The sequence below is a fragment of the Pseudomaricurvus sp. HS19 genome (assembly GCF_009857815.1).
Classification (GTDB): Bacteria; Pseudomonadota; Gammaproteobacteria; order Pseudomonadales; family Cellvibrionaceae; genus Pseudomaricurvus.
Genome location: NZ_WVVW01000001.1, coordinates 1504627 through 1518968, shown reverse-complemented (window position 1 = coordinate 1518968; position 14342 = coordinate 1504627). Strand labels below are relative to the sequence as shown.

Genomic DNA, 14342 nt, shown 5'->3' with positions numbered 1-14342 from the left:
AGAGACAATCTTTTTTCAGTGACAGTTTTCAATGAAAGTCCCGTGAGTGGGGCTGCAGCTGTGCCAGCTCATCGCTCATGTCCTGCAAATGGCCGGCAATCACATGCACCACGTTCTCCTTTCTCTCCAGCACCCCTTTGATAATCAGCACCCGGCTGCGCAGCACCTCCTGTCGCTGGCGCTCCTGCAGCGCACGCCAGAGGATCACGTTGATGTTGCCGGTCTCGTCTTCCAGCGTCATAAACAGGGCGCCGCTGGCGGTGCCGGGGCGCTGGCGGCCGGTGACAACGCCGGCAATGCGCACAAAGCGGCCGTGCTCCACCTGCAGCAGGTCAATGGCTCTTTTACAGCGCTGAAAGGCCGGGCGCTGGCGCAGCAGGGACATGGGGTGCTGGTTGAGGGTTAAACCGGTAACGCGGTAATCCTCCAGCGTATTCTCTTCATCGGAGGGGGGCGGCAGGCGAGTGAGTACATCGCTGCTATTGGTCTCCTGTTCGTTGCGCTGAAACAGGGGCGTCCAGGGTTCCACCTCCTGCACCTGCCAGTGGGCGTGGCGACGGTGGGCACTGAGTCCGGCAAAGGCGCTGGCGGCGGCCAGCTGCTGCAGGTCGTCGTCGCGCAGTTGTGCCTGTGCCGCCCAGCGGGCAATGGTGTCTGGCAGAGGCGTCTGCTGCTGGCACTGTTCAATACGCTGCGCCGCTTCCCGTCGCAACCCTTTCACCTGCCGCAGTCCCAGCCGCAGGGCGTAGTGGGTATCGCCGCAGCGGGCTGTAAAAGGCTCCAGCCGGTGATCCCAGCCACTGTGGGCCACATCAATGGGGCGTACCTCAATGTCATGGCGGCGGGCGTCCTGCACCAGTTGCGACGCAGAATAGAAACCCATGGGCAGGCTGTTGAGCAGGCCACAGTAAAAGGCCGCCGGGTGGTGGCACTTGAGCCAGGCGGAGGCGTACACCAGCAGGGCAAAACTGGCGGCGTGGGATTCGGGAAAACCGTAGTCGCCGAAGCCGAGAATCTGGTTAAACAGGCGCTCGGCAAAGTCGGCGTCGTGGCCGCGGGCCAGCATGCCGTCGATCAGCTTTTGCCGGAAGCGCTGCAGGTCGCCATGGCGTTTCCAGCTGGCCATGGCGCGGCGCAGCTGGTCCGCCTCGCCGCCGCTGAACCCGGCCGCCACCATTGCCAGCTGGATCACCTGCTCCTGAAAGATGGGTACGCCGAGGGTGCGTTCCAGTACGCCTTTTACCGCTGCGTTGGGGTAGTGCACCGCTTCCTCGCCGTTACGACGCTTCAGGTAGGGGTGCACCATATCCCCCTGTATCGGACCGGGGCGGACAATGGCCACCTGCACCACCAGGTCGTAATAGCAGCGCGGTTTCAGCCGCGGCAGCATGGACATCTGTGCCCGCGACTCCACCTGGAACACGCCCATGCTGTCGCCCTGACAGAGCATGTGATAGGTGCCGGGATCGCTGTTGGGAATGTCTGCCAGCCCCATGGGTTGGCCACTGTAGTCGCTTACAAGTCGCAGGGTTTTGCGGATGGCGGTGAGCATACCCAGTGCCAGTACATCCACTTTCAGCAGGCCAAGACTTTCAATGTCGTCCTTGTCCCACTGGATGATGGTGCGCTCCGGCATGGCCGCGTTTTCCACCGGCACCAGGTTGCTGATGGGGGACTCGGTCATGAGAAAACCGCCCACATGCTGCGACAGGTGACGGGGGGTGCCCAGCAGCTGCTGCACCAGCGAGTGAAAACGCTGCCCCAGTTGATGGGAGAGGCCACCCTGTTGTTGTACCCGCTGCAGCCACTGCGCCGGCCGGTCCCAGCCGCTCAGGTCACTGCACAGGCGCTGCAGCATGAGGTCGTCCAACCCCAGTGCCTTGCCCACATCGCGCACTGCGCTGCGCAGCCTGTAGCTGATGACGGTGGCGGTCAGTGCCGTGCGTTTGCGACTGTATTTGCGGTAGATGTACTGGATCACCTCTTCGCGTCGCTCGTGCTCGAAGTCCACATCAATGTCCGGCGGCTCGTTGCGCTCGCGGGAGATAAAGCGTTCAAACAGCAGCGAGCTGTGTTCCGGGTCCACCTCGGTAATAAACAGGCAGAAGCAGACCACCGAGTTGGCCGCCGAGCCGCGCCCCTGACAGAGGATGTTCTGTTGCCGGGCGAAGTGCACCACGTCCGCCACGGTTAAAAAATAGTGCTCATAGCCCAGCTCCTCAATCACCAGCAGTTCCTTCTGCAACTGCTGCGCGACTTTCTTCGGGGTGCCGTGGGGCCAGCGCTGCTGTGCGCCCTGCAGGGCGAGGTTGCGCAGGTGTTCGCTGGCGCTGAGGGATGCCGGCACCAGCTCGCGGGGGTAGTCGTGACGCAATTCGTCGAGGGAAAAATGACAGCGCTGTGCCAGCCGCCAGCTCTCGGCCAGCAGTGCAGACGGGTAGAGCTGTTGCAGATGCGGCAGCGGACGCAGGTGGCGTTCGGCGTTGGCAGAGCGCTGCCGTCCCAGCAGTTGTACCGGTGTACCAAGGCGAATGGCGGTGACGGTGTCCTGCAGCGGCTGGCGGCTGCAGCAGTGCATGTGAACCTGGTTGCAGGCCAGCATGGGGAGGTGGTGTTGCTGGCTGAGTTGGTGGCAGTGGGCGTAGTGGTTGCTGTCGCTGCCCTGTTGCAACAGCGTCACGCCCAGCCACAGGCGCTGGCGGAAGTAACGGCTCAGGGTTTGGGCGTGTTTGTCGTTCAGTGGCTGCCGGTCGTTGTCCGGCAGCCAGATGGCGAGGCAGTGTTGGGTGCCGAACTGCAGGTCCGCCAGACTCAACTGGTATTCGCCCTTGGCGCTGCGGCGACGGCCCTTGGTGATCAGCAGCGACAGCTCCTGGTAGGCACGTTTGTCCGGGGCCAGCAGCACCAGCTGGCAAGTGCGTTCTTCTGTGTCGTCATCGAGAAAAAACTGGCTGCCGATAATCAGGTGCAGGTTGTGCTCCTTCGCCGCCACGTGTGCTTTCACCACGCCCGCCAGCGAGCACTCGTCGGTGAGCGCCAGGGCGCGGTAACCCAGCTCGGCGGCGCGTGTCACCAGCTCGGCGGGGCTGGAGATGCCGCGCAGGAAAGTGTAATGGCTGACGCAGTGCAGTTCGGCGTAATCGCAGCTCATGCAGGTACCTCGCGTCTACAGGGTCAGCCGAAGTGGCCGTGGATAAACCACTGGCCGGTGTGGCGGTCGCAATAGACCCAGTGCAGGCCGCGCTGGTCGCGGGCGACGAAGTAGTCGCGTTGCTGTGGTGTTTGCCACCAGTGGCTCTCCAGCCGCAGCGGATCACTCAGCAGGGTCGGGCCACCGCGCCAGGGAGCGGCTACCGCTTGTGGTTGTGACCGCAGCCACAGGGGCAGAGGCAGGGGCGCCGGCAGTGTGTGGCTATTGGCCGGCAGAGGTGTGCCGGCGTCAATCAGCTGCTGTTGGCACTCGGGCAGGTGTTCATCCAGCAGCTGCAGCTGGCTCAGCTGTTCCCGTCCCAGCTTGGCGCTGAGCAGGTCCAGTAACGGGTTAATGCTGCAGTTGCTGGCGGTTCCCAGTTCGCGAAACAGGCTGTGGTTGAGCAGGGCACTGTAGTGCAGCTGTTCGCTCTCGAGTATCAGGCTCTCCACCGCCCGGGGAAGGGGTTGTTGTTCCAGTCGCAGCTGGCTCAGGCGCAGCAGCGGGGCGGTAATGTTCAGTGGCTCCGACAGTTGCAGTTGCCGCTCACTGCAGCTGCGATCGGTGTGCAGGAAGCGCCACTGCAGGCCGTTGCAGTGCAGTTGCCGCTGGCGCAGGAACTGCTGCAGCTCTTCCAGCATCGCTTCCATCGGATAGTTGAGCAGGGACCAGTTGTCGACGGCGAAGTTGAGCTGTCGCTGGCAGCTGAAGCGCAGCGGCGGCTGGAACTCCAGTTGCGGCTCCGGGCGTGTGCCACTGATCTCATCCAGGCACTGTAGCAGGCCGGTACCGTAACGCTGGCCCAGCTCCCGGCGCGGTTGTTCCAGCAGCTGCCGGAGCGAGTGAATACCGACCTGTTGCAGCCGTGGCAGCCACTGGCGGGCTGTGGGGTGCAGGGGCGCCAGTGACTGCAGGGGCAGGTCCTGCAACTGCCGCATAAAGTCGTCTTCGGTGGGTACTGTCTCTGCTGCAGGCCAGGATAGGTCGTGCTCCTGCCCCAGCAGCCAGGCGGCCTTGGGGCTGTGGCCCAGGTTGGCCAGTGGCGTAAAGCCGCGCTGTTGCAGGTGATCCCGCAGTTGCTGCAACAGAGAGGGGAGCCCGTGAAACAACTTCAGGCTACGGCTGATCTCCAGCTGCAGCTGGTGGCACTCCAGTAAATCGCTGTCCCGCCTGTCACTGTGTTGGGGCCAGAGGCTGACATGGGGGGTGAAGTCGTAGCAGAGCTGTGCCACTCCCCGCAGGGCCTGCAGTTCCAGTTCGCGATCGCGCTGGTGCAGTTGCAGGGCTTGCGGGTCGTCCAGTAATAGCAGGGCGTTGCTGACACTCTGGCCCGGCTCCAGTCCCAGCGCCAACGCCTGTGGGCAGAGCCAGCGCAATTGCTGCTGCTCTACCACGACCCGGGGCTGGCCGGGCGTGGCGGGGAGAAGATCGAGAGGCCAGTGGGGAAAGCGCAGGCAGAGCCACAACTGGCGCGGGGGCCGGGTGTGGGGCATGGTCAGTGGCCGGGAGCAGAGCTGGACGGTGGTATAGCCACGTTCGGCGCGGCGGGGTAGGTAGCCTGCCCCGGATGCCAGGGGTTGGGCAGGGCAAAGGGACCACTCCGGGGGGCGCTGGCAATCCGGTGTGAGGGCCGCTGTCCATGGTGGAGGGGGATCTGCAGTGTCTGCCCGCTCCAGCCGCCGCGCTGTTTCAGCACGGTGATCTGCAACTGTTGTGGTTCTGATCCCGGGAGCGGTTGCAACAGCAGGCGCAGGGCACAGGGAGAGGGATTGTACCGGTACTGCTGTGGACTGACCTGTACATGAATACTGCGGCCATCCGCCGCCGCCTGTTGCAGCTGGCGCTGTTCGCGGTTGCGGATTTGGCGGTAGCGATTCCAGCTGATCACCACCTCGCAGGCGCCGGAGAGCAGCGCCTGGCGACTGCTCCACAGCTGCTCCTGCTGGCTGCGGGAGTGCACCAGCAGCAGCTGACGGGTGTTGATGCCGAGACGCTCCCAGGCCGGGGCAAACGGCAGTTGTGGTGGGTCGATCAGGCAGATCCAGCGTTCATGGCACTGTTGCAACAGTGGCCATAGCAGGCTGAGCTCGCCGCCGCAGGGGTGTGTCAGCAACAGCTCACTACTGGCCCCCAGTGGCCAGCCATGCAGGTGCAGGGCATCGTCCAGCGCCGGGTGGCCGGTAGAGCGGCTGTGCTGGTGGCTGGGGGTATGGCGCCCTTGCCACACCAGGGGGTGCTGCAGCAGGCGGGCAATCGGGTCGGGGAGAGTCTCGTTCATAGGTATATTTATACTGTATGTATGTACAGTGTTCAAGTTGGGGAGGGGTGTTGCATTGCATGGCAGTGTTATAGAGTTACCGGCTTTTACTGCAGGCTATTGATTCATATGGAAATAGAACAATTGCACCCGGAACTGCGCCAGGCCTACGGCCGTATCCCCGCGGTGCCGTTTCACAATCGCGTTATCTACACGGTGATCAGCCTGTTGCAGAAACTGATGCCCAACAAGATCAGACCGGTGCCCGGTATACGCATTGAGGACCGTCCCCTGAGTCACGGCCTGGTACGGGTTTATCGGCCGGAGCCGGGGGGCGGACAGGCGGGTAATGGCGCCGCAGTCCTGTGGATCCACGGCGGCGGTTACATCATCGGTAATGTCTCCACCAACGACCGCGAGTGTGTCGGATTGGTGAAGAAGCTGGGGGTGGCGGTGGTGTCAGTTGAGTATCGCCTGGCCCCCAAACACCCTTTCCCGGCGCCGCTGGATGACTGCTTTGAAGCCTGGCAGTGGATGCTCGATAACGCAGCGGAGCTGGGCATCGATCCCGCCCGTATTGCCATTGCCGGCCAGAGTGCCGGCGGTGGTCTGGCGGCGGGGCTGGTGCAGCGTATCGCCGATGGTGGTGGTCAGCAGCCGGCGGCGCAGGTACTGATGTACCCCATGCTGGATGACCGTACCGGCGCTAACCGCGCGCTGGATCCTATGGGTCACAAGCTGTGGAGTAATAAAAACAACCGCGCCGCCTGGAGCTGGTACCTGGGGCAGCCGGCGGGTGCGGCCGAGTTACCGGATTACGCTGCCCCCGGGCGCCGGCGGGATCTCTCCGGCCTGCCCGAGACCTGGCTGGGGGTAGGCGAGCTGGACCTGTTTTACGAGGAAGATATTGCCTATGTGCGCCGGCTGCAGGCCGCTGATGTGGCGTGCGAGGTATTGGTCGGCCCGCAGGCTCCTCACGCCTACGACATTATTGTGCCCAAGGCGCCGGTGTCGCAGGTGATGATCAGCTCCTATCGTGCGTTTCTGGCGCGGGTGCTGGAGTGCCCGTTGCCCTGATAACGGTGGGAGGAGGCTGGTTCAGCGGATCGCAGATCAAGTTTACTTCCGGGGCGGCAAGGGTCAGACTGAGGTTTCCCCGCAGGGTGGCTGGGGTCGTAGCGCCTTCTGGTTTATCCGGACTCAGTTGCCTGATCTCCCTGGTGAGAGGGCTGCGCTGTAAATCGGAAGCTGCGACAGGCTCAGCGGGTTGTCTTCGTTATCCCACTGTTCAAAGGAATTGCCGGTGAAAAAAGGATTTTGCCCGCCGTGGCCATTGGCCGGTTTCGATCGTGCCAGATCACACAGGGTGTCCGCTCTCTGCCACACTTTGCCAACCAGACAACGTCTCTCCTTGCCTGACTCCGGTCTTGCCGATGGCCGGGATGGTGAGCCGGTCGCGGCTGGGGGCTGACATGGTTATTGTGCTGGAAATTGCACGCGGCCTGGCGGCGCTCTGGGTGTTTCTGTTCCATACCAAACGATATTTCTCCGGTGTCTGCGAGCCGCTTTATCAGCTGGCCAGTTATGGTTACATGGGCGTGCCCATGTTCTTTGTGATCTCCGGGTTTGTGATTACCTATTCGGCGGAGTCCACGCTCAACGCCGGAAAGAGCCCGCTCGGTTTTCTCAAACGGCGTTTTTTACGGATTTACCCCGTGTTCTGGGCGTCGGTAGCGGTGGCTCTGCTGCTGCCTGGTGTCCTGGAGGTGGTGAGTGCGATCAAATCCGGCAGTTTTCAGGCTCCGGAGAATCTGCTGGCGAGCTACAGCCCCGGTGAGTGGGTGCACTTTCTGCTGCTGACCAAGGTGTTTTACGCCGAGGGGGGCGACCTGCAGGCCCAGTTCAGCGCAATCAGCGCGGTGTACTGGAGTATTGCCATCGAATTCCAGTTTTACCTTGTCGTCTGTGCCTTGATGTATACCGGCAGGTACTTTCGCCCGGCGCTCACGGTGCTGACTCTGTTTGCCATGGTCAACCTGCTCTATCCCCTGGGGGTGCACCAGGGATTGTTTCTTTACTACTGGCCCTCGTTTGCGTTGGGTATGTTGCTGGCATGGCTGTTTAAGCGCGGTTATGTTGTGCGCAATCTGCTTGCCGGTAAATCACTCTGTGTGGCTTCCTCTGTGGGGGGCGTGATCGTTGTCTGGCTTGCTTCCAAAAACCTCAGTGATGAGTTTGGTGGGCTGTTGTTTGCCGGACTGTTTGCGCTGTTACTATGGTTTATTGCTCCGTTGGAGGCGTTGCTGGAACGGGTCAAGCAGAGGCGTGGTTCGGTTTCCTACTGGGTATTGGAGGGAGGTGTTGCCCTGGGGGCCATGTCCTACTCGGTGTATCTGCTGCACGTTAACCTGTTTCGCTTACCGGCCATGTTTGTGCGGCAAGTGGTGGATGAAAACACGGTGATCTTTGGTGTGCTGAGTATAGGGGGCACACTGTTCCTGTGTTACCTGTTTTACCTGTGGGTGGAGCGCCCCTTTATGAGCCAAAGGTACATCCGGATGCAAAAGCAGGTATTGCCGGCAGGACGGCATCATCCCCGGGCCGGTGATGACGGTCTGTCCCGCAGTGAGTCTGATCACCTGCCGTGAGCAGCGGGGCAGCAGACGCCGCTGGTTTGGCCAAACCGGCACGGTTCCGGGCAATGGTGTTACACTACGCGCCGTTTTGAATTGATTCCGATATTCGTTATTGCAGGGGAGATGTTATGCAACCTTTACCACACCACTATGCGGTGTCAGTGACCGCTGCACCGGAAGGCAAGCTGTCCACTACCGGCCACGATGTACCAGAACTGCTGACCTCGCCACCGCCACAGTTTGGGGGTGAGGGTGGTGACTGGTCGCCCGAGGACCTGCTGCTGGCTGCTACCGCCAACTGCCTGGCGCTCTCGTTCCGGGCCATCGCCAGGGCGTCACGCCTGGAGTGGGTCTCCCTGCAGTGTGCCACCGAGGGTACCCTGGACAAGGAGGAGCGCACCATCAAGTTCACTAGTATGACCTCCCGGGTGAAGCTGGTACTGCCGGCTGGTGTTGATATCGAAAAAGGTAAGAGACTGTTGCAGAAAGCCGAGGACAGTTGTCTGGTAAGTAACACCCTCAACTGCCCTGTGCATCTGGAGATGGATGTGCAGACTGAGGGTTAAGCGCCAGTGACCGGCCACAGAAGAAAGGGCGACTGTAGTCGCCCTTTTTTATATCGGGCCTGTGTGGCTGCCGGTGTTGGCCGGTGGCAGAAGTCTTGCCTGAAAAGTGCAGTTTAAAACCGCTGATAAAACCAAAAAATCTAATCTGCCTCCGTGTGCCGGCTGTGCATTTTTCCCGGCACCATCTATGTTAATGACACAGGCTATCGTGCTGTTTCTCAGGGAGGAGAGTGTCATGCTGTTTATCACCAACCGTTTCCCCAAGCAGAGTATTCGCTCCCGCAGCGGGCGCAAATTCGATTTTGATCTCGATAACAACGCCTCCAGTAACTCGGTATTTTTCTGCGAGCAGGTGGGGGGAAAAAACTGCGTCGAGCTGGGCAGCACACCTTTTATGGCGCGTCTGAAGTCGTCCGGTTACCGGCAGTTGCTGATCTACATTCACGGCTTTTCCAACCTGCCGGAGGATGTGTTTGATGCGGTGGAGGAGTTTCAGAAGTTGTGTGACAAGGCCAGAGCCAACGAAGTACTGGTGGTGCCGATGATCTGGCCCTGCGACAACGACCGCGGCATTGTGGAGGATTACTGGGACGACCAGAAGGCGGCCGACTCCAGTGCCTTCTCCTTTGCCCGGGTGCTGGGCAAGTTCCTGGAGTGGCGCAGCTCCGACAAGCAGAACCCGCAGGACGATCCCTGCCTGAAACGCATCAATGTGCTGGCCCACTCCATGGGCAACCGGGTGCTGCGGGAAACCCTGAGTGTCTGGAATCGCTACGACCTGGCCGACGGTGTGCCGTTGCTGTTCCGCAATACTTTTCTGGTGGCGGCGGATATTGTTAATGAATCCCTGCACCACGGCCATCCCGGAGAGCTGATCAGCCACGCCTCGCGCAATGTGATTGTCTATCACGCCTCGGACGACCTGGCACTGCGGGCCAGCAAGGTCTCGAACCTGAAAAACAAGATCGCCTCAAGGCGTCTGGGGCATACCGGGCCGGAGGATATGAACAAGACTCCGGCCAACGTATATTCAGTGGACTGTGACGATGTGAACAACCTGTACGACTTTCCCAAGGGACACTCCTACTTCCGCTCGGGTACGGAAAAGGGCAAGCCGGGGCTGGTGTTTCAGCACATCTTTGAATGCATCCTGTCGGGTCGTGCCTTCCCGGGTGATGAGAGGCGCAAGAGCAGTATTCTGCGTGAATAAACGATCAGTCGTTGACAGGTAAGAGATCGCCTGCGGGAGCGGGCTCCTACAGGGCTTGGCTGAAGCCGCGTGGCTTGCTTTGAACTGCGGTGCAGATTGCCAATAAAAAAGGGGCAGGCTTGCGCTCTGTCCCTTTTTTATTTGTAGCAAGAGTTGCAGCCAATGCCGCCGGAATTAAAGCTCCGCTAATTTGGCGACCTGCTCTTCCAGCTTGCCGACGGTGCTGCTCATGTCGGCCAGCTTGTCTTTCTCTTTCTGCACCACTTCCGCCGGCGCCTTGTCGACAAAGCCCGGGTTGTTGAGCTTGCCTTCCACCCGCGCCATGTCTTTCTGCAGCTTGTCGATCTCTTTGGTGAGTCGTGCGGTTTCGGCGGCCACATCGATCAGGCCCGCCATGGGCACCAGGATCTCCATGTCGCCCACCAGCGCGGTGGCGGACAGCGGTGCCTCGGCAGAAGCCTCCAGCCAGGTGGCTTCTTCCAGGTTGGCGAGACGGGTCAGGAACTGGCGGTTGGTTTCCAGTCTCTGTTGATCCGCGGCACTGCCGTTGCGGAACAGGGTGGTGATCTTGCGGCTGTCGGCGATTTTCATTTCACCGCGAATGTTGCGCAGGCCGACGATGACGTGTTTCAGCCACTCGATGTTTTCCACCGCTTCGGCATCCACCTTGCCCAGTTCGCCACGTGGGAAAGGCTGCAGCATGATGGAGTCGCCACTCTTGCCCGCCAGACCCTTGATGGTCTGCCAGATCTCTTCGGTGATGAATGGCATCATCGGGTGGGCCATGCGCAGGATCGCTTCCAGCACGCGGATGAGGGTGCGACGGGTGCCTTTCTTCAGTGTCTCGGACGCGCTTTCGTCCCACAGTACCGGTTTGGAAAGTTCCAGGTACCAGTCGCAGTACTGGTTCCAGACAAACTCGTAGAGGGCCTGTGAGGCCAGGTCAAAACGGAAGGTTTCGATGGCGTGGGCAACGGCGGTCTCGGTCTCCTGCAGCTGGCTGATGATCCAGCGATCGGCCACAGTCAGCTCAAAGTCGTCACTGCCATCCTGCGCGCAATCCTGATCTTCACAGTTCATCAGCACATAGCGGGTGGCGTTCCAGATCTTGTTGCAGAAGTTACGGTAGCCTTCGATACGGCCCAGGTCGAACTTGATGTCGCGACCGGTGGCGGCCAGCGAACAGAAGGTGAAGCGCAGGGCATCGGTGCCGTAGGCGGCGATACCATCGGCGAACTCCTTGCGGGTCTGCTTCTCGATCTTCTGCGCCAGCTGCGGCTGCATCATGCCACTGGTGCGCTTGGCCACCAGTGCTTCCAGGTCGATGCCGTCGATCAGGTCGATGGGATCCAGCACGTTGCCCTTGGACTTGGACATCTTCTGTCCCTGGGAGTCGCGCACCAGACCGTGTACGTAAACGGTCTTGAACGGAATCTGCGGCGTGCCATCCTCATTCTTCATGAAGTGCATGGTCATCATGATCATGCGCGCCACCCAGAAGAAGATGATGTCAAAACCGGTCACCAGCACGTCAGTGGGGTGGAAGGTTTTCAGTTCCGGCGTCTGCTCGGGCCAGCCCAGGGTGGAGAAGGTCCACAGGGCGGAGCTGAACCAGGTGTCCAGAACGTCGTCGTCCTGCTGCAGGCTGACGTCGTCACCGAGGCTGTATTTACTGCGCACTTCGGCTTCATCGCGGCCGACGTAAACGTTGCCGTGGTTGTCGTACCAGGCGGGAATGCGGTGGCCCCACCACAGCTGGCGGGAGATACACCAGTCCTGGATGTCCCGCATCCAGGAGAAGTACATGTTCTCGTACTGCTTGGGCACAAACTGGATGCGACCGTCTTCCACCGCCTCGATGGCAGGCTTGGCCAGGTCGGCGGTTTTCACGTACCACTGGTCGGTGAGCCACGGCTCGATCACATCGCCGGAGCGGTCGCCGCGGGGGACTTTCAGGGTGTGCGGCTCGATCTTCTCCAGCAGGCCGAGGGATTCCATCTCGGCAACGATCTGCTTGCGTGCGGCAAAACGCTCCACACCCACGTAGGACTCAGGCGCCTTCTCGCCGTGGCTGCTCTCGTAGCCATCGAAGGTGAGTACGGTGAACTCGCCGAGGATGTGGGCGTTGCGGTCGAAGACGTTGATCAGCGGCAGGTTGTGGCGCTTGCCCACTTCGTAGTCGTTGAAGTCATGGGCCGGGGTGATCTTCACGCAGCCGGTACCGAACTCTTTGTCGACGTATTCATCCGCAATAATGGGAATGATGCGCCCGGTGATGGGCAGCACAATATTTTTGCCCACCAGATGCTGGTAGCGTTCATCTTCCGGGTCGACCGCTACGGCGGTATCGCCGAGCATGGTTTCCGGACGGGTGGTGGCCACCACCAGGTGACCGGAGCCGTCTTCCAGCGGGTAGCGGAAGTGCCACATGGAGCCCTGCTCATCCTCGCTGATCACCTCCAGGTCGGAGATGGCGGTGTTGAATTTGGGGTCCCAGTTCACCAGACGCTTGCCGCGGTAGATCAGGCCTTCGTCATAGAGGCGTACGAACACTTCCTGTACCGCGTCGGAGAGGCCCGGGTCCATGGTGAAACGCTCACGGCTCCAGTCCACGGAGGAGCCGAGGCGACGCAGCTGGCGGGTGATGTTACCGCCGGACTCCGCTTTCCACTCCCATACTTTATCGAGGAAATTCTCGCGCCCCAGGTCGTGGCGGGAGACGCCCTGCGCACTCAACTGACGCTCCACCACCATCTGGGTGGCGATACCGGCGTGGTCGGTACCCACCTGCCACAGGGTGTTGTGGCCCTTCATGCGGTGGTAGCGCACCAGGGTATCCATAATGGCGTTGTTGAAGCCGTGGCCCATGTGCAGGCTGCCGGTGACGTTCGGCGGCGGAATCATGATGCAGTAGGGGGCACCGTCGCCGGAAGGCTTGAAATAGCCTTTCTCCTCCCAGGTCTTGTACCACTGGGTTTCTATCGCGCTGGGTTGGTAGGTTTTGTCCATAGGATCAACAATCTGCCGGTTGTCTTGTGGTGACCGTTGCGGTTGGCGGTGGCCACGGATAAATAAAGGGGTAAAAGAGGCGGGATTATACATGCCTCGGCCGGGGGTTGGGAGGGTAAAGGCGGCCGTGACAGCGGCAGGGGTGGCCTTCCTCCTCTGCCCGGTTTGTCTTCTCAGGGGGAGGGCTTCTGGTAGAATAGCCAGCTTTCCTGCCCCGGGGCTTTTGCTGCCATGGGGTATTACCTGTCAAGGAACTGCCTTATATGAGCCTGGCCGCCGACCCGCAACGCCTGAAAGACACGGTTTTGGCCGTGAACGATGACCTGCCCATCCGCACCGACAAGCCGGTGCACAGCGGCAAGGTGCGTTCCGTCTACTGGTTGACCGAGGCTGACAGTCGTCGCCTGATCGAAGAGAAGGGCTACGACGTGGCCGCCGATGCGCCGCTGGCGATCATGGTAATCAGCGACCGAATCTCCGCCTTTGACTGCATCTGGCGCGGTGAGGGTGGGGTGGCCGGTGTGCCGGGCAAGGGCGCGGCTCTCAACGCTATCTCCAACCACTGGTTCCGCCGCTTCCGTGAAGAGGGGCTGGCGGACAGCCACATCCTCGATATCCCGCACCCGTTTGTGTGGATTGTGCAGAAAGCCAGACCGGTGATGATCGAGGCCATCGCCCGTCAGTACATCACCGGCTCCATGTGGCGCGCCTACAGCAAGGGCGAGCGCGAGTTCTGCGGTATCCAGCTGCCCGACGGCCTGCAGAAAGACCAGCAGCTGCCGGAGCTGCTGATTACCCCCTCCACCAAGGGCATCCTGCGCGGTATCCCCGGCGTGCCGGAGGCGGACGATGTGAACATTACCCGCGCGGACATCACCAATAATTTTGCCGCCTTCAACTTCCGCAGTGCCGACGATGTGGCCACCTACGAGAAGCTGTTGAAAGAGGGCTTCGGCGTGATCAGCGGCGACCTGGCCCAACTGGACCAGGTGTTTGTGGACACCAAGTTTGAGTTCGGTTTTGTCACCGACAAGGCGGGCAACGAAAAGCTGATCTATATGGATGAGGTGGGAACGCCGGACTCCTCCCGCATCTGGGATGGCCCCAGCTACCGCGACGGCAAGATTGTGGAGAACTCCAAGGAGGGCTTCCGCCAGTTCCTGCTCAACCACTTCCCCGATCCGGATATCCTGCTCAACAAGGATCGCATGCCGGAGCGCAGCGCCCTGGCCCGAGATAACGAGCTGCCGCTGGAGTCGCTGCTGGCAGTGTCGGCCACCTACACCGGCATTGCCGAGAAAATCACCGGCCAGAAGATCGTGCTGTCGGACAACCCCAAGGCGGAGATTGTCGAGGTGCTGCGGGAGCAGTATGGTCTTGTAGACTAGGGACTAGGGACTAGGGACTAGGGACTAGGGACTAGGGACTAGGGACTAGGGACTAGGGACTAGGGACCGGGCTCCTGCGGCACGGC

General features: G+C 61.0%; 9 protein-coding genes. 5 read left to right on the top strand and 4 right to left on the bottom strand.

Annotated features, from left to right (window positions below):
* Positions 1–28 precede the first annotated feature (28 nt).
* The 3 genes from GSF27_RS06825 to imuA are packed head-to-tail and all read right to left on the bottom strand — an operon-like array spanning position 29 to position 5468.
* Entirely contained in the window at positions 29–3151 is a 3123-nt protein-coding gene (locus GSF27_RS06825; protein ID WP_160966986.1) for an error-prone DNA polymerase, read from the bottom strand.
* Between the two features lie 23 nt (positions 3152–3174).
* Complete coding sequence (locus GSF27_RS06820) at positions 3175–4683, bottom strand: DNA polymerase Y family protein (protein ID WP_160966984.1); 1509 nt, start codon at positions 4681–4683, stop codon at positions 3175–3177.
* A gap of 2 nt (positions 4684–4685) precedes the next feature.
* On the bottom strand, positions 4686–5468 hold the full coding sequence (gene imuA / locus GSF27_RS06815; protein WP_160966982.1) for a translesion DNA synthesis-associated protein ImuA: 783 nt from the start codon (positions 5466–5468) through the stop codon (positions 4686–4688).
* Between the two features lie 108 nt (positions 5469–5576).
* On the opposite strand from imuA, the gene GSF27_RS06810 reads away from it, so the two are divergent.
* From GSF27_RS06810 to GSF27_RS06795, 4 genes are all read left to right on the top strand, one after another.
* Positions 5577–6524, top strand: coding sequence for an alpha/beta hydrolase (locus GSF27_RS06810; RefSeq protein WP_160966980.1), 948 nt, complete (start codon positions 5577–5579; stop codon positions 6522–6524).
* 395 nt (positions 6525–6919) lie between these two features.
* Positions 6920–8095: an acyltransferase gene (locus GSF27_RS06805; protein ID WP_160966978.1), complete on the top strand. Its 1176-nt coding sequence runs from the start codon at positions 6920–6922 to the stop codon at positions 8093–8095.
* A 116-nt stretch (positions 8096–8211) separates the two neighbouring features.
* Positions 8212–8649: an OsmC family protein gene (locus tag GSF27_RS06800; protein ID WP_160966976.1), complete on the top strand. Its 438-nt coding sequence runs from the start codon at positions 8212–8214 to the stop codon at positions 8647–8649.
* 187 nt (positions 8650–8836) lie between these two features.
* Positions 8837–9859, top strand: a complete 1023-nt coding sequence (locus GSF27_RS06795) for an alpha/beta hydrolase (protein ID WP_202410278.1) — start codon at positions 8837–8839, stop codon at positions 9857–9859.
* Between the two features lie 174 nt (positions 9860–10033).
* Here the strand turns inward: GSF27_RS06795 and GSF27_RS06790 are convergent, their stop codons facing one another.
* Positions 10034–12868 carry a valine--tRNA ligase gene (locus GSF27_RS06790; protein ID WP_160966974.1) on the bottom strand — a complete coding sequence of 945 codons (2835 nt, stop codon included), beginning with the start codon at positions 12866–12868 and terminating at the stop codon, positions 10034–10036.
* A 263-nt stretch (positions 12869–13131) separates the two neighbouring features.
* On the opposite strand from GSF27_RS06790, the gene GSF27_RS06785 reads away from it, so the two are divergent.
* Complete coding sequence (locus GSF27_RS06785; protein WP_160966971.1) at positions 13132–14256, top strand: phosphoribosylaminoimidazolesuccinocarboxamide synthase; 1125 nt, start codon at positions 13132–13134, stop codon at positions 14254–14256.
* Positions 14257–14342: the final 86 nt, after the last annotated feature.

Bases quoted from the DNA above. Each gene is read 5' to 3' on its own strand.
- GSF27_RS06800 (WP_160966976.1), top strand. From the start codon at position 8,212: ATGCAACCTTTACCACACCACTATGCGGTGTCAGTGACCGCTGCACCG.
- GSF27_RS06795 (WP_202410278.1), top strand. From the start codon at position 8,837: ATGTTAATGACACAGGCTATCGTGCTGTTTCTCAGGGAGGAGAGTGTC.
- GSF27_RS06790 (WP_160966974.1), bottom strand. From the start codon at position 12,868: ATGGACAAAACCTACCAACCCAGCGCGATAGAAACCCAGTGGTACAAG.
- GSF27_RS06805 (WP_160966978.1), top strand. From the start codon at position 6,920: ATGGTTATTGTGCTGGAAATTGCACGCGGCCTGGCGGCGCTCTGGGTG.
- imuA (WP_160966982.1), bottom strand. From the start codon at position 5,468: ATGAACGAGACTCTCCCCGACCCGATTGCCCGCCTGCTGCAGCACCCC.
- GSF27_RS06820 (WP_160966984.1), bottom strand. From the start codon at position 4,683: ATGCCCCACACCCGGCCCCCGCGCCAGTTGTGGCTCTGCCTGCGCTTT.
- GSF27_RS06810 (WP_160966980.1), top strand. From the start codon at position 5,577: ATGGAAATAGAACAATTGCACCCGGAACTGCGCCAGGCCTACGGCCGT.
- GSF27_RS06825 (WP_160966986.1), bottom strand. From the start codon at position 3,151: ATGAGCTGCGATTACGCCGAACTGCACTGCGTCAGCCATTACACTTTC.
- GSF27_RS06785 (WP_160966971.1), top strand. From the start codon at position 13,132: ATGAGCCTGGCCGCCGACCCGCAACGCCTGAAAGACACGGTTTTGGCC.